Here is a 15,400-nt window from a genome sequence, read left to right on the forward strand (position 1 = left end):
TCAGGCATTCAAAACTTGATCGTAAGCATCTAATACGCTTTCTTTCATCATTTCCGACAATGTCGGATGTGGAAAAACAGTGCGCATTAATTCTTCTTCAGTTGTTTCAAGATTCATAGCAACAACAAAACCTTGAATGAGTTCTGTTACCTCTGCCCCAACCATATGTGCACCAAGAAGCTGCCCTGTCTTTTTATCAAAAATAGTTTTAACCAATCCCTGATCTTCACCTAAAGCAATAGCCTTGCCATTTGCTGAGAAAGAATAACGACCGACACGTATATCATAGCCAGCCTCTTTCGCTGCCGCCTCTGAAAGTCCAACAGAAGCAACTTGCGGTGTACAATATGTACAACCTGGAATTTTGCTCTTATCAAGCGAATGAGCATTCTTCATACCTGCAATATGTTCAATACATATTACACCTTCTTCTTCTGCCTTATGTGCCAACATAGGAGGACCAGCAACATCGCCAATAGCGTAAATGCCTTCCACACCTGTCCAGCTCCATTCATCAGTTACAATACACCCGCGATCAGTTTTAATGCCTAATGCTTCTAATCCAAGATTTTCAATATTGCCCTGAACCCCAACAGCAGAAATCAATCGATCAGCTGTTATTGTTTCTATTTTACCTTTAACATCGATATACGCCGTAACAAAATCAGCAGCTTTTTCAACCTTATTTACTTTGGCTTCAGTCAGAATACTGATACCTTTCTTTTCCAACTGCTTACGCGCAAATGTTGAAATTTCCACATCCTCAACAGGCATAATCTGAGGCATCATTTCAACAACAGTCACCTCTGCACCCATATCATGATAAAAAGAAGCAAATTCAATACCGATTGCCCCAGATCCCATCACCAAAAGCGACTTTGGCATTGCAGGTGGAATCATAGCCTCAAAATAAGTCCAAATAAGCTTTCCATCTGGCTCAATGCCAGGAAGAGCACGTGGACGTGCACCCGTTGCAATAATCACATGCTTGGCTTTATAAGTACCTCCACCTAATACCTCTTTAGGCACTGGATTTTGCGGCTGCATAACCGCTTTTGACGATGAAGAAACCATAATCTCCGCAGGCTGGCTACCTTCAGCTCCTTTAATGAGCTTTGCTTCACCCCAAATAATGTCGATTTTATTTTTTTTCATTAAAAAACCAACACCAGCATTTAAACGCGCTGAAACCTTGCGAGAACGCGCAACAACATCTTTAATATTTGCTTCAATGGAACCATTAAGTTTTAGCCCATAATCTTGCGCACGTTCAGCAAAATGCTTCATTTCCGCTGAGCGCAAGAGCGCCTTTGTTGGAATACATCCCCAATTTAAGCAAATTCCACCTAAATGTTCACGTTCAACAATCGCAGTCTTAAAACCACATTGCGCCGCACGAATTGCAGTTACATATCCACCTGGCCCCGAACCAATTACAATTACATCATAAAGATTTATCACAGCAATCCTTCCATGAATAACAAAAACAGATACGCATTATTTTGGCTAAGACAAAAAATCAACACTATAGACTTTTTTCATGCATTCCGTTCCAAACACTATATAAATATCTTCGTTCAATCAAAAGAAGCTGCGAAACCACTATTACAGCTGTTAAGATCAGCTTTTCCCACATCATAACACTATACCGCCAGATACAATCATATCAAAGAGCCTAAAAACCCCTACTACATCAACATTGCCAACGGATTTTCAATAAACTTCTTAAAGGTCTGAGCAAGCTCTGCTGCCAATGCACCATCAACAGCACGATGATCCGTTGAAAGTGTAACAGACATGACTGTTGCAACTGCTAAGGAACCATTTTTAACAACAGCACGCTGTTCACCTGCACCAATCGCAAAAATCGTCGCATGCGGTGGATTAATAATAGCAGAAAATTCTTTCACGCCATACATCCCCATATTCGATACCGCTGTTGTGCCTCCCTGATATTCTTCCGGTTTCAGCTTACGTTCACGTGCACGCATTGCAAAATCCTTCATTTCATTGGAAATAACCGACAAAGGCTTTTCTTCTGCATGACGAATAATCGGAGTAATCAGTCCATTTGGAACAGAAACAGCAACACCAATATCGCAGTGTTTATGATAGAGCATTCCACCTTCAAGCCATGATACATTAGCATCAGGAACAGCTTTTAAAGAAAGCGCAACAGCTTTAATAACCATATCATTGATTGACAGCTTATAAGCAGAATCGGTACCGTCTCGCATTTTCATTACTGAAACAGAAGCGTTAAGCTGTGCGCGTAACGCCAATAATGCATCTAGTTCACAATCTACTGTTACATAAAAATGCGGCACGATTTGCTTTGATTCAACCAAACGCTTAGCAATTGTTTTACGCATACTATTATGAGGTGCAAATGTATACTCACTCTCTTTGAACAGTTTCATGACCTGCTTATCAGAAGCCCCCATAGCCATTGATTGACCAATTTGTGATAGACTAGAAGCACCAAAAACACCATCGCTCAGAGCTTTTTCCACATCGCGCTTGATAATACGCCCATGTGGACCAGTTCCAGAAAGAAGTGACAAATCAAGCTGCGCCTGGGCAGCCAAACGTCTTGCCAAAGGAGATGCAAAAATCCGCCCATTATGTTTATCTTGCTGCATTAAATGCTGAGATGAGGATGCTTCAGAAACCAGAACAGTTCCTGATTCCTCTTGTTTAGTTGCAGATTTTTTCATTGACGAAAAAGAAACATCTTCTTTTGCAACCTTTGCTGCTTCGGCCAAATCTTCACCTTCTTCTGCTAAAATTGCGATTAAAGAATTAACTTTAACTCCCTGTGTTCCAGCAGCAACTACAATCTTAGCGATTGTTCCCTCATCAACGGCCTCCACTTCCATTGTCGCTTTATCTGTTTCAATTTCAGCAATCACATCACCAGAGGAAACCTTATCACCTTCCTTGACATTCCATTTTGACAAATTTCCTTCTTCCATCGTCGGCGAAAGCGCTGGCATCGTAATATTAATAGGCATAGTGCTCCCTCCGTTATGCTTTATAAGTCACAGACTTAACAGCTTCGACAATTTCCGTAATACTTGGTAAAGCTAATTTTTCAAGATTAGCAGCATAAGGCATGGGAACATCCTTGCCAGCGATTGTCGCAATTGGTGCGTCAAGATAATCAAAGGCCTGTTGCATAACGCGCGTTGCTATTTCAGTACCAACAGATGACTGAGGATAACCTTCTTCAATCGTTATCAAACGACCCGTTTTCCTAACTGAAGTAAGTATCGTTGACAAATCCATCGGACGAATAGTACGCAAATCAATTAATTCAACATCAATGCCAAGCTTTTCAATTTCTGGAAGTGCCTGAACTGCGTAATGCATACCAATTCCATACGCAACAATTGTTATATCCTGACCTAGCTTATGAATACGTGCCTTACCAATAGGCAAAACAAAATCATCTATTTTAGGAACTTCAAACTGATGACCATAAAGAATCTCATTTTCAAGAAACACAATAGGATTATCATCACGAATAGCAGCCTTTAGCAAACCCTTTGCGTCTGCAGCGCTATAAGGCATAACAACCTTAAGACCCGGAATATGACTATACCATGCAGCAAAACACTGAGAATGCTGAGCACCAACACGCGCAGCAGCACCATTAGGACCACGGAAAACCATAGGAGCAGACATTTGCCCACCAGACATATAACGCGTTTTTGCTGCTGAGTTGATAATTTGATCAATCGCCTGCATAGCAAAATTAAATGTCATAAACTCAACAATGGGACGCAATCCTCCAAATGCAGCACCAACAGCTAATCCTGCAAAACCATGTTCTGTAATTGGTGTGTCAATAACGCGGCGCGCACCAAATTCATCCAATAAACCTTGGCTAACTTTATAAGCACCTTGATATTCTGCTACTTCTTCCCCCATCAAGAAAACCGTCTCATCACGCCGCATTTCTTCAGCCATTGCCTGATTAAGCGCTTCGCGCACTGTCATCGTAACCATTTCAGCACCTTCAGGGATCTCGGGATCAGAAGCAATATCAAAAACGGGGGGGGTGGGCACTAACAAAGACGGAGAAGAAATCTCTACTTGTGGTTTTTTACTCGAATCTGAAGAAGCTACAGTCTGAGAAATATCTTTAGAAACTTCAGCTTCCTCCAACAATACAGCAATAGCTGTGTTAACCTTCACAGCCTCAGTTCCTTCAGGCACCAAAATTTTACCAATAGTGCCTTCATCAACGACCTCTACTTCCATAGTAGCTTTATCCGTTTCAATTTCAGCAATGGCATCACCAGAATTGACTTTATCACCTTCTTTCTTAAGCCATTTAGACAATTTACCTTCTTCCATCGTCGGCGAAAGCGCTGGCATTAAAATATTAATGGGCATACTCACTTCCCCTACATCAAACTAAAATATCAGTATAGAGCTCAGAAGCATCTGGCTCTGGATCATTTTGTGCAAAATCTGCCGCATCAGCAACAAGCGCACGTATCTCTTTATCAATAGATTTCAAATCATCTTCGCTCGCCCAATCTTGCTCAATAATCCGACTTTTGACTTGATCAATGGGATCACTCTCATCCTTGATGTTTTGCACTTCTTCTTTTGATCGATATTTCGCTGGATCAGACATAGAATGACCACGATAACGATAAGTTTGCATATCAAGAATAATAGGCCCTTTCCCCGAACGCGCCCAAGCAATAGCTTCATCAGAAGCTCCTTTTACTGCACGAACATCCATACCATCAACAACAATACCCGGAATATCAAAAGAAATACCACGACGAGAAAAATCAGTTTCCGCAGATGCACGAGAAACCGACGTTCCCATAGCATACTGATTATTTTCAATAACATAGACGACAGGAAGCTTCCACAGTGAGGCCATATTAAAGCTTTCATAAACCTGACCTTGATTTGCAGCACCATCACCAAAATAGACTAATGTCACATTATCTTTACCAAGATATTGATTCGAAAATGCTAAACCCGAACCAATTGGAACCTGCGCCCCAACAATACCGTGCCCACCATAAAAATTCTTTTCCTTAGAAAACATATGCATCGAGCCACCTTTCCCCTTGGAAAAACCGCCTTGACGCCCTGTTAACTCAGCCATAACACCGCGCGGGCTCATACCAGCCGCCAACATATGACCATGATCACGATAAGACGTGATAATCTGATCACCTTCTTTTGCTGCCTTTAATGTACCAGCAACAACGGCTTCCTGACCAATATAAAGATGGCAAAACCCACCGATAAGACCCATACCATAAAGTTGACCTGCTTTTTCTTCAAAACGACGAATCAAAAGCATTACACGATAAGCATCAATTTCCTCTTCTTTCGTAAAATGAGCTATTTGCGCTGTTTCTGTAATACTTGATAATGCATCATGCATCACAGACGAAGATTTCTTTTTAGCCCGTTCTGCCATATAAAACTCCCTTTTATGATTGCTTAGAGATAACCTTTACGAACAAAAGTTACAAGCATTATAAATCCGCTCAAGCCATACATTGCTTTGAAATATTTTTTATTAATCGACTCCTAATGGATTTTTAGTATCATTGGAGGGAATTAAAATTGTCAATTCATTCGGCTTAGAAAAGTTTAAATTTTTCCGAACATATTCATCCAACATATCTTTCTCAATATGCCCATCACGTAAAAGAGAAATACGTTTTTCAATAGATATGCGTTCAGCTTCTAATTTATGAAGCTCTTCTTTCAATTCGACAATATGTTGATTAATTTTGCTGCGTGAGTAAAGCCCATATTCACCATGATACATATGATAACCAAAATAGCCCAAAACCCCAGCCGTAATAAGTGGCAATATAAAGCGCGCTTTAATTGATCTACGTTTTTGTTTTGTCCACATAATAATAGCACAGTTTTGTTTAAGAGATTTTTTCAACTATGCACGATTTTGATTAATACCTCATTACCAAAACAACCGTACCTAAGCAGCCTTTTTAACCCTGATAGAACAAAAGGTGGGCCTCTCATAACCCACTTGCTGCAATTCATATTCAAAATAGGCTAAGCAGTGATTTTATTCCCACTTTTATCAGTAAATCTACCTGCCAAAATGATAATAAAATCAACAATCGCCCAAATCCCAGTCACAACTAATCCTACAAGGGTCAAAGACAGAACAAGCATTAAAATACCAGTCCAAATTTTACCAACCATAAAACGGTGAACACCAAACACACCAGCAAACCAACAAATCAATGCGAGCATCATTTTTACTTGTTCTGAGTGTGGTTTCAAGAGTGGAAAAACAGAATTGGCAGCACCACCTTCACATACAAAATCAACGGTATCACCAATTCTTGGTGAACGCTTTCCTAACCAATCCCACGTTGCAAATTGATAGCGCTTACCATCCTCACCCGAAACAAGGTACGATCCTTGATCCTGACTAATAATTATACCTCTCATCTTTACCACCTGTAAAATTGTTATTCACATATCATTCTAATAAAACAATCAAATTCAATGTATAGAGTATCTATTTGCTCATAACTATTAACGACGCCAATCACCCGCATAACAAGCATGTTCCCCAAGCATTTCTTCAATACGAATTAGCTGATTATATTTAGCTAATCTATCCGAACGTGCAAGTGAACCCGTCTTAATTTGCCCACAATTTGTTGCAACCGCAAGATCTGCAATAAAAGAGTCTTCGGTTTCGCCCGAACGGTGAGATATAATAGCACGATAACCTGCTTTATGAGCTGTTTCTATAGCATCAAGTGTCTCACTCAACGTGCCAATTTGATTGACTTTAACAAGAATAGAATTGGCAGCACCCATTTTGATACCCTCACGCAAACGCGCTGAATTTGTTACAAACAAATCATCACCAACAAGCTGACACTTTTTTCCGATCGAATCAGTAAGTAACTTCCAACCTTCCCAATCATCCTCAGCCATTCCATCCTCAATCGTAATAATAGGATAAGCATCAACAAGCCGTGCCAAATATTCTACCTGTTGCTGTATATTACGACATGTGCCCTCGCCTTCATAGTAATATGAACTATTTTTATAAAACTCAGTTGTAGCACAATCTAAACCAATAGCAATTTGCTCACCCGGCTTATACCCACACGCTACTATAGACTCCATAATAAAATCAATTACTTGTTCAGCGCTTTTAAGATGAGGTGCAAAACCACCTTCATCACCAACATTGGTATTATGACCTGCATCTTGCAAACGTTTTTTTAGCATATGAAAAATTTCAGCACCATAGCGAACTGCTTCCTTCAAGCTAGGAGCTCCCACCGGAATAATCATAAATTCTTGAAAATCAATCGGATTATCAGCATGCACCCCACCATTAATAATATTCATCATTGGTGTGGGGAGAACATGCGCTTGCACACCACCGATATAACGATACAATGGTAAACTTAATGATTCTGCTACTGCTTTTGCAACCGCCAATGAAACACCCAGAATAGCATTAGCTCCAAGACGCGATTTGTTAGATGTTCCATCCAAAGCAATCATTGCCTGATCAATTGTTATCTGATCTCTTGCATCTCGCCCACCAAGTTCTTCAAGAATCTCCCCATTAATCGCAGAAACCGCTTTTTCAACCCCTTTGCCTTGATAGCGCCTATCACCATCACGAAGTTCTACAGCTTCATGTGCACCAGTCGATGCTCCCGAAGGAACCATAGCGCGACCAAAAGCACCATTTTCCAGATGAACATCAACCTCTACAGTCGGATTGCCACGACTATCAAGTACCTCACGCCCAATAATATCAACAATTATAGTCATGTACTTTTCCTTATACAACAAAAGCTTGAATTAATTTTACTTACAAAGGCCACGATGATATAGAGCATTTTTTATAGACATATATTCAATTCATTTTTTGCCAAATAATTAAAGTCCATCAAAGTTTTAAGCAATCTTTCTAGATTATTAATTTTGATCATATTAAGACCATCAGACGGTGCATTATCCGAATTTTGATGTATTTCCCTCAAAATATACCTGTAGACCAACAAAAACAGCATTCAATTTCCACCATCCCATTTGGTTTAGGCATTTTACTCCTCAAAAAGGACACAAACAAACTTACAGACTAAACTAACCTACTCTGTTCTACAGTTGCCTCAATAAAAGAAGAAAAAAGTGGATGCGGATCAAACGGACGCGACTTCAACTCTGGATGATATTGAACAGCAATGAACCATGGATGATTTACATATTCTATTGTTTCTGGTAAAATATTGTCTGGAGACATACCAGAAAAAATTAATCCACATTGTTCTAGTCTATCTTTGTAATGGACATTCACCTCATAACGATGACGATGTCGTTCGCAAATTTTTGTTACGCCATAAATTTTGGAGATACGACTCCCTTCTTTTAGTTCTGCATCAAAAGCACCAAGACGCATTGTTCCTCCAAGGTTTCCAGATTTCGTACGTTTCTCAAGAACATCCCCCTTGAGCCATTCCGTCATTAAACCCACAATTGCGTTTTTTGTTTCACAAAATTCACTCGATGAAGCATCTTCAATATTTGCTACATTGCGCGCAATCTCGATACAAGCCAATTGCATGCCAAAACAAATACCCAGGAAAGGAATTCTACGCTCTCGCGCAAATTGAATTGCTCGAATTTTACCTTCTGAACCACGCGCACCGAAAGCACCAGGGACCAAAACCCCATGGACTTTTTGTAAATAATGTGCAGGATCCTCTCTCTCAAAAAGCTCTGATTCAATCCATTCAATATTAACTTTTACTTTATTGGCTAACCCGCCATGCGAAATCGCCTCAATTAGAGATTTATAAGCATCTTTCAAACCCGTATATTTTCCAACAATTGCAATCGTAACTTCCCCTTCGGGATTATGGATTCGATCTGTAATATCTTTCCAACGATCCATTTTGGGCTCAGGTGCTGAATCAATTCCAAAAGCAAAGAGAACTTCTGAATCTAATCCCTCTTTATGATAAGCCATAGGAACATCATAAATCGTTGGAACATCTAATGCCTGGATAACCGCACTCGGACGAACATTACAAAAAAGCGATAATTTGCGTCGTTCCGCTTCTGGAATAAACCGATCTGAACGCACCAATAAAATATCAGGGACAATACCGATTGACTGCAAATCTCGAACAGAATGTTGTGTCGGCTTGGTTTTTAATTCTCCTGCAGAGGAAATATAGGGCATCAATGTAAGATGCATATAAACAACGCTTTTCCTTGGCAACTCATTATGAAGCTGACGAATTGCCTCAAGAAAAGGCATTGCCTCAATATCACCAACTGTCCCACCTATTTCACATAAGATAAAGTCAAACTCCTCATTACCTGTGGTAATGAATGTTTTAATTTCATCTGTAACGTGAGGGATAACCTGAACCGTTGCCCCTAAATAATCACCGCGTCGTTCTCGCTCAATAATATTGCGATAAATACGTCCTGTCGTAATATTGTCTTGGCTATTAGCAGAACGCCCAGTAAAACGCTCATAATGGCCAAGATCCAAATCTGTTTCTGCACCATCATCAGTCACAAACACTTCACCATGTTGATAAGGTGACATTGTACCGGGATCAACATTTAAGTAAGGGTCAAGCTTGCGAATCCGCACCCGATATCCACGAGCCTGTAATAATGCGGCTAAAGCTGCCGCTGCAATGCCTTTTCCAAGAGAAGAAACCACACCGCCAGTAATAAAAACATAACGTACCATGGGTTCACATTGATAAGCAGTTTACAATGGCTTTTCCAGCAAAAAAACGCATAAAAGCAAATTTTCTTATAAACAATAAAACAACTATTCAGCAACACTACCAGAAGCTGAATCTTCAATCGGTACAGGAACTGGATTTTCAACTGCTGGTGCGGGAATTCCACTCTGTTCGTGAGAAGGCACTGAAACCCCACCTAATTGCTCAAGAATAGAAGGCTGAGATTTATGATCAGATGAAGGTGTAACCTCTGTCTCGCTTTCATTCTCTGAATTCTTTTCTACATTAACTGGGATACGATTAAGAATATCAGAATGAGAATTCGATAGTGTCCCAACCACGACAAGACTAATAGATGTAGCAAAAAAACAAACTGCAAGGATAGCCGTTAAACGTGTTAATGCATTTTTGGTACCACGCGCTTTCATAAAACTTGATCCACCACTAACACCAAGCCCACCACCTTCTGAAGGCTGAATTAACACAACGCCAACTAAAGCAATAACAACTAAAAATTGAATAACAATGAGTACTGTTTGCATAAACCCTGCTCTTTAAATAACTCTTTATAGCCATTTACACATAAATTGCGTAAAATCCAAGAGAAACCACAATTTACCTTCATAATTTACGATAAACATCGCAAATAGTTAAAAAATCATTTGCTTTTAAACTTGCTCCACCAACCAGAACACCATTCACATGAGGAAGACTCAAAAGCTCAGATGCATTGGATGTTTTTACTGATCCGCCGTAAATCAAGCGCATTTTACACCCATCATCACCAAAACGAGAATAAACCTTATCTCGAATAAAACCGTGCACGCGTTCAACATCTGCTAAAGTAGGTGTTTTTCCCGTACCTACAGCCCATATAGGCTCATAAGCAATAATGAGGTTCTGTTCTGTTGCACCATCTGGTAAAGAATCTTCAAGCTGCTGTGCAAGCACATCGAACACTTGACTATTCTTATGCTCTTCCAATGTTTCACCAATACAAACAAGGGCAACAAGACCTGCTCGCCATGCCGTTTGTACTTTAGCACAAACGATCGCATCACTTTCATGATAAACAGTACGACGTTCTGAATGCCCAATAATGACATGGCTTGCCCCTGCTTCTTTAAGCATAAAAGCTGAAATATCTCCCGTATAAGGGCCACTATCATGAATATGACAATCCTGCCCTCCTAAGAAAAGCTTCTCGCCATCCAATACATCAGAAGCGCGCGATAAAAGCGTCGCTGGAACACAAATAAGAGCTTCAAACAAATGGCCACGATCAGAGCTAACACCAGATGCAATAGCGCGCAACTCTCCAAGAGATTCTCCTGTTCCATTCATTTTCCAATTTCCGGCAACTAAAGACCGAACATTTGGAGCCATATTTTTACCTCAATCACCATCACAATAAAACTTTTACAGCCTTAAATATCAAACTACACAATGAAAGCAAGTCTTTAAAGCTTGCATCTTACGCATCTTTATTGCAAATTCCATAAATACCTGGACAATGATTATGTCAATACACGGGATTGAATAATGCTTAATGCCATAAGAAACACTACAAATTCTTGGATTGTTAGAATTTTTCTTGCGATTTTGCTTCTGTGCCTCATCATTTTATGGGGTGTGCCACAGTTATACACAAAGAATGAAAGAGATCTTTTAACTGCTGGAAAATCAACAATAACTGTTGACGCCTATCGCCTCGCACTTACAGATCAGAGCTTACGTCTAGCACTTGCATCTAATCTTGAACGAATGTTCACACCAGATGAAATACAGCAATACAGAATCCCTGATTTTGTTCTTAATTTGTTACAACAGGATGTACTTTTTGATGAACAGGCGCGTCAAATGAAACTTAGTCTTTCAAAAGATGCTATAGCCCGCGTCATTGGTGCTGATAATATTTTTCAGCAAAATGGAGTTTTTAACCGAGATTTTCTTCTTAAATATATTCAGCAATTACGTATCAGCGAAAATAGTCTCATTGAATATTACGGCAAAAAAGAAAAACGTAATCAACTCATTTTAGCTGCACTATCCGGCATAAAAGTACCCGATATCTTCTATAAAGCGCTTGCTCTTCATCAAGAAGAAACACGCACCGCCGATTTTCTCGTTATTAACCTCAAAGAAAATGAAAGCATTACCAATCCCGATCAAGAAACATTACAGAAATGGTTTGCTGCTCACAAAAATGAGTTTCGTACTCCAGAATATCGTACAGTCTCTTTACTATCTGTGACACCAACCCAATTTATAAACCACCAGAATATCTCTGTAGATGAAGCTAAGGCTTATTATACGCAAAATATCTCGCGTTTCGTTACCCCTGAAAAACGCACAATTGAAGAATTACGATTCCCTACACGCGAAGCTGCCGATAATGCAGCAAAAAAAATAGCCAATGGCCTGAGTTTTGATGACCTCGTTCAAGCTGAAAACAAAACTCTTAATGACATAAAAAAAGGTCCTTTAGTAGAAAATGAGCTTCCTAGTTATCTGGCAGCTGAAATTTTTGAACTTAAGCAAGGACAAGTTAGCGCTGTCATTAATGATCTACAAGGCCCTGTAATCATCCGTCTTACAGATGTTACCCCTTCAGGTACTCTTCCCTTTGAAACTGTAGAACAGGATATTCGCCAAACACTTGCCCAAAACCATGCCGTAACAGACATGCGCAATAATTACACAACAATTGAAAATGCCCGTTTTGAAGGTGCCTCTCTCCAAGAAATAGCCAACCAATATAAATTGCCTCTTCGGAAAATTACTATTGATAAAACAGGAAAAACTATTGAGGGTGTAACACTTACAGATTTACCCCAACAAGATATTTTATTAAAAGCTATTTATCAATCTAATGAAGGAGCTGAACTTGAGCCACTTTCTCTTCAAGAAGGTGGATATCTTTGGTATCACGTGGATGCAATCACTTCTTCCCGCGATAAAACACTTGAAGAAGTCAAACAAGACGCTATCATTCAATGGCAAAGTGAAGAAACACAACGTCTTCTTGATGAAAAAGCTAAAAATGCTCTCAAACAGCTCACTGAAGGAAAAAGTTTTGATTCTCTTGCCAATGAACTTGGCATCACAAAACAAACAACGCCGGCTCTACATCGCCAAGATTTATCAGATATTTTAGGAGCTGAAGGTGTTAAAGCACTATTTTCTGAATCTAAAGGCTATTACGGTATAACAAAAGGCGCGGTTTCCACAAACCGTATTGTTTATAAAATAACAGAAACAACTATACCTGAAAACATCACTGCGCACACCATTTCATCTGATATCCGTGCCAATATGGATATGATGCTAAGAGAAGATTTAAAGCTAGAGATGATACAAGCTGCAAATAAAGAGCACCCTATAGAAATTAATATCTCTAACTATAATCAAATCTTCAATGCTCTTCAGTGAAGTTTTATAAATGATTTTAAGGTTTCATGAGTGAAATTGCGACAAGCCATTTCACTCAATAATTGGAAAAAACTCTTAAATATAGCGCGCATTAGATTATTGTTCGCAAATCATAAACAAATCAGAAGAGAATTACCATGAAATAGACTGCGTAATTGATTTAGCAATAAACTAGCTAATCTGATTTTAAACGAGCACCGTTAGAAATCTACATTCTTCAGATCAAAGCAATCTTCTATATCATATAAAGAGATTTTTTTCTGACTGTCGACTTAAAAACTAACTATCGTATTCATTCTTATTCTGAATAACTATATGGAAAATGGTACATTATTCAAACTTCTAAAAAGCCATCAAGAGCAACTTTTTTCTCTTAAATCTCTGACTTCATTTGAAATAACCATACCCTTCATAAACTCTCTTTTCCATTTCAACTTTTTGCTTACACACATGGATATCAAGAAAAAAATCGCATATCGATACTCTAAGTCATTATCATATAACGTCATTCTCATTTAATAAATAACTCTAAAGTTATCTAGAACTGCGCATCAAAACAAACCAACAACGACAAAATGTCAAATAAACGCGATTAACGTACTCCCATTTACACCATCTCTTCCTGTTCCTAAATTATCTATTAAAATTCTACATTCATTCATAGCTTAAAGTAAACTAAGCCATTTATGACACCAATATCGAAGCAATGACCAATAATGAAATAGGGAATGTTTTTTATCTAATGATACTTAGCTTATCATTATAATAGCTTTGGAAGATTACCGCTAATTGCCGCCTTTGTTATCAACCAATAACGATGAAGCAATGACGAAGTTGCACTTTCTTGAAAAACTGCCGCTCCAAGCTGTACCGATTTTTGAAGAGAGGCTGGCGTAACTGCCAATGGAAGAAATGCTGGTTTTAATGTTTTAGGCAAAGCGATAGAATACTCATAAAACTTACGATAATGATCTCGCGATAACGCTACCATAGCTTCAACAATATGATTCTTTTGTTCATCATTGATACGATTGACCATCAAATCTTCTCTGTCAACACCCACAGATTTTAGTACATCAGCCGGAAAATAACACTGATATTGTAATTGCATAAACGACAAAAGACGTAATATACCGCTTAATGCCTGAGCGATACCCCCATGCCTACATGCTTTTGTGAAATCTTGTGCTGCATCAAAGTCCAATATCTGACAAGACAACTGCAAAATAATACCTGCTGTCTCAGTACAATAGGATTCAAGATCGTGAATATTTGTTATCGGATCATTATAAAGATCAAAAATTCGCGCTTCACAATAACGTAAAAAAGCTGTTTTAGGTAAATTAAAAAGAGGAATTATTGCCAGCAAATCACTCAAAATTGGATTGTTCACGCTATTTTGTACTTCGTCATTAGCAATAGAATCACGCCACCAGCGTAATCGTATCTCCCCAATTAGCGGATCGCTCACGCTTTCACGAATACGAGCAATTTCTACATTAAAAGCATAAAGCGCCGCTAACGCCCTACGTTTTTTTTTAGGTGCAAATAAAACAGATATATAGCGATCACGATCTGTAGCACGTAAAATGTCAAGACAATAAGGAAAAAAATTTGTCATTCTACCGCAAACAACACCGCAGCAACTGCACGATTCTCAGCTAAAAGAACATTAAATGTACGCACTGCTGCTCCTGTGTTCATCGTATCTGTTGAAATATGCTTTTCCCATAAAAGCACCCGTAATTTTTCGGGTAAACGTAATAATTCAGTCCCAGTACCGACCAATAGAATCTCGATCTCTTCTGCCTCTTCTAAAATACGAAAAATATCATCTTGAGTAGGTAAAGGCCCCGCCATATTAATACCATAAATACCTGATGGGACACAAATAAGAGAACCTCGGTGCGACATATCAGCAAAACGGAAGCCACCATTTCCATAAGCCTCAATGGGTGCGCGCCCAGGAAAATGCGCTTCACGAATTTGAATTGCATGAGACATAATAAGCACCCTTTACTTTTAATCTTTTTCCAAAAAATCAGCAAGAACATAAACATCAATAAATAGATTCTGATCATACCCGCAGCGCACTGTTGATGCAAAAGCTTTCCTTTACAGTACCATCAGAATACGGTATGAAAATTCATATCACAAGAATTTGCGGGAAAACGTGGTTAATGAACACAGCCTCTCTATTTATT

General features: G+C 39.1%; 13 protein-coding genes and 1 pseudogene. 1 reads left to right on the forward strand and 13 read right to left on the reverse strand.

The window, feature by feature from the left end; all coding sequences use genetic code 11:
• From lpdA to tpiA, 11 genes and pseudogenes are all read right to left on the reverse strand, one after another.
• On the reverse strand, positions 1–1,461 hold the full coding sequence (lpdA, locus tag NPX98_RS02500) for a dihydrolipoyl dehydrogenase (RefSeq protein ID WP_269022463.1): 1,461 nt from the start codon (positions 1,459–1,461) through the stop codon (positions 1–3).
• 227 nt (positions 1,462–1,688) lie between these two features.
• Positions 1,689–3,014, reverse strand: a complete 1,326-nt coding sequence (locus tag NPX98_RS02505) for a pyruvate dehydrogenase complex dihydrolipoamide acetyltransferase (RefSeq protein ID WP_269022464.1) — start codon at positions 3,012–3,014, stop codon at positions 1,689–1,691.
• Positions 3,015–3,027: 13 nt separating this feature from the next.
• Complete coding sequence (locus tag NPX98_RS02510; RefSeq protein ID WP_269022465.1) at positions 3,028–4,401, reverse strand: pyruvate dehydrogenase complex E1 component subunit beta; 1,374 nt, start codon at positions 4,399–4,401, stop codon at positions 3,028–3,030.
• Between the two features lie 16 nt (positions 4,402–4,417).
• Positions 4,418–5,458 carry a pyruvate dehydrogenase (acetyl-transferring) E1 component subunit alpha gene (pdhA, locus tag NPX98_RS02515; protein ID WP_269022466.1) on the reverse strand — a complete coding sequence of 347 codons (1,041 nt, stop codon included), beginning with the start codon at positions 5,456–5,458 and terminating at the stop codon, positions 4,418–4,420.
• Positions 5,459–5,560: 102 nt separating this feature from the next.
• The gene (locus tag NPX98_RS02520) at positions 5,561–5,905 is read right to left on the reverse strand and encodes an FtsB family cell division protein (protein WP_269022704.1); all 345 of its coding nucleotides are present in this window, start codon (positions 5,903–5,905) and stop codon (positions 5,561–5,563) included.
• A 161-nt stretch (positions 5,906–6,066) separates the two neighbouring features.
• A complete protein-coding gene (locus NPX98_RS02525; protein WP_269022467.1) occupies positions 6,067–6,471 on the reverse strand; it encodes a TM2 domain-containing protein in 405 nt (134 codons plus the stop codon).
• Between the two features lie 87 nt (positions 6,472–6,558).
• Positions 6,559–7,827, reverse strand: coding sequence for a phosphopyruvate hydratase (gene eno, locus NPX98_RS02530; RefSeq protein WP_269022468.1), 1,269 nt, complete (start codon positions 7,825–7,827; stop codon positions 6,559–6,561).
• Positions 7,828–7,898: 71 nt separating this feature from the next.
• Positions 7,899–8,042 (reverse strand): annotated as a pseudogene (locus NPX98_RS02535) (3-deoxy-8-phosphooctulonate synthase); the annotation flags it as partial.
• Positions 8,043–8,137: 95 nt separating this feature from the next.
• Positions 8,138–9,766 (reverse strand): CTP synthase, encoded by a 1,629-nt coding sequence (locus NPX98_RS02540; RefSeq protein ID WP_269022469.1) that lies wholly within the window; start codon positions 9,764–9,766, stop codon positions 8,138–8,140.
• An 84-nt stretch (positions 9,767–9,850) separates the two neighbouring features.
• The gene (gene secG / locus NPX98_RS02545; RefSeq protein WP_269022470.1) at positions 9,851–10,306 is read right to left on the reverse strand and encodes a preprotein translocase subunit SecG; all 456 of its coding nucleotides are present in this window, start codon (positions 10,304–10,306) and stop codon (positions 9,851–9,853) included.
• 79 nt (positions 10,307–10,385) lie between these two features.
• A complete protein-coding gene (tpiA, locus tag NPX98_RS02550; RefSeq protein WP_269022471.1) occupies positions 10,386–11,150 on the reverse strand; it encodes a triose-phosphate isomerase in 765 nt (254 codons plus the stop codon).
• 156 nt (positions 11,151–11,306) lie between these two features.
• On the opposite strand from tpiA, the gene NPX98_RS02555 reads away from it, so the two are divergent.
• Positions 11,307–13,196 carry a peptidyl-prolyl cis-trans isomerase gene (locus NPX98_RS02555; RefSeq protein WP_269022472.1) on the forward strand — a complete coding sequence of 630 codons (1,890 nt, stop codon included), beginning with the start codon at positions 11,307–11,309 and terminating at the stop codon, positions 13,194–13,196.
• 760 nt (positions 13,197–13,956) lie between these two features.
• On the opposite strand, the gene NPX98_RS02560 is transcribed toward NPX98_RS02555, so the two are convergent.
• Together NPX98_RS02560 and NPX98_RS02565 are read right to left on the reverse strand one after the other, a co-directional pair.
• Entirely contained in the window at positions 13,957–14,817 is an 861-nt protein-coding gene (locus tag NPX98_RS02560) for a phytoene/squalene synthase family protein (RefSeq protein ID WP_269022473.1), read from the reverse strand.
• Positions 14,814–15,200, reverse strand: coding sequence for an Mth938-like domain-containing protein (locus tag NPX98_RS02565; RefSeq protein WP_269022475.1), 387 nt, complete (start codon positions 15,198–15,200; stop codon positions 14,814–14,816). Before NPX98_RS02565 ends, NPX98_RS02560 begins: the two co-directional genes overlap by 4 nt.
• Positions 15,201–15,400 lie beyond the last annotated feature (200 nt).

The sequence above is a fragment of the Bartonella sp. A05 genome, from assembly GCF_026930145.1.
Lineage (GTDB): Bacteria > Pseudomonadota > Alphaproteobacteria > Rhizobiales > Rhizobiaceae > Bartonella.

Excerpts from the sequence above, each read along its gene's own strand:
- NPX98_RS02505 (WP_269022464.1), bottom strand. The coding sequence starts at position 3,014 with ATGCCTATTAATATTACGATGCCAGCGCTTTCGCCGACGATGGAAGAA.
- NPX98_RS02510 (WP_269022465.1), bottom strand. The coding sequence starts at position 4,401 with ATGCCCATTAATATTTTAATGCCAGCGCTTTCGCCGACGATGGAAGAA.
- pdhA (WP_269022466.1), bottom strand. The coding sequence starts at position 5,458 with ATGGCAGAACGGGCTAAAAAGAAATCTTCGTCTGTGATGCATGATGCA.
- NPX98_RS02520 (WP_269022704.1), bottom strand. The coding sequence starts at position 5,905 with ATGTGGACAAAACAAAAACGTAGATCAATTAAAGCGCGCTTTATATTG.
- NPX98_RS02525 (WP_269022467.1), bottom strand. The coding sequence starts at position 6,471 with ATGAGAGGTATAATTATTAGTCAGGATCAAGGATCGTACCTTGTTTCG.
- eno (WP_269022468.1), bottom strand. The coding sequence starts at position 7,827 with ATGACTATAATTGTTGATATTATTGGGCGTGAGGTACTTGATAGTCGT.
- NPX98_RS02540 (WP_269022469.1), bottom strand. The coding sequence starts at position 9,766 with ATGGTACGTTATGTTTTTATTACTGGCGGTGTGGTTTCTTCTCTTGGA.
- secG (WP_269022470.1), bottom strand. The coding sequence starts at position 10,306 with ATGCAAACAGTACTCATTGTTATTCAATTTTTAGTTGTTATTGCTTTA.
- tpiA (WP_269022471.1), bottom strand. The coding sequence starts at position 11,150 with ATGGCTCCAAATGTTCGGTCTTTAGTTGCCGGAAATTGGAAAATGAAT.
- NPX98_RS02555 (WP_269022472.1), top strand. The coding sequence starts at position 11,307 with ATGCTTAATGCCATAAGAAACACTACAAATTCTTGGATTGTTAGAATT.
- NPX98_RS02560 (WP_269022473.1), bottom strand. The coding sequence starts at position 14,817 with ATGACAAATTTTTTTCCTTATTGTCTTGACATTTTACGTGCTACAGAT.
- NPX98_RS02565 (WP_269022475.1), bottom strand. The coding sequence starts at position 15,200 with ATGTCTCATGCAATTCAAATTCGTGAAGCGCATTTTCCTGGGCGCGCA.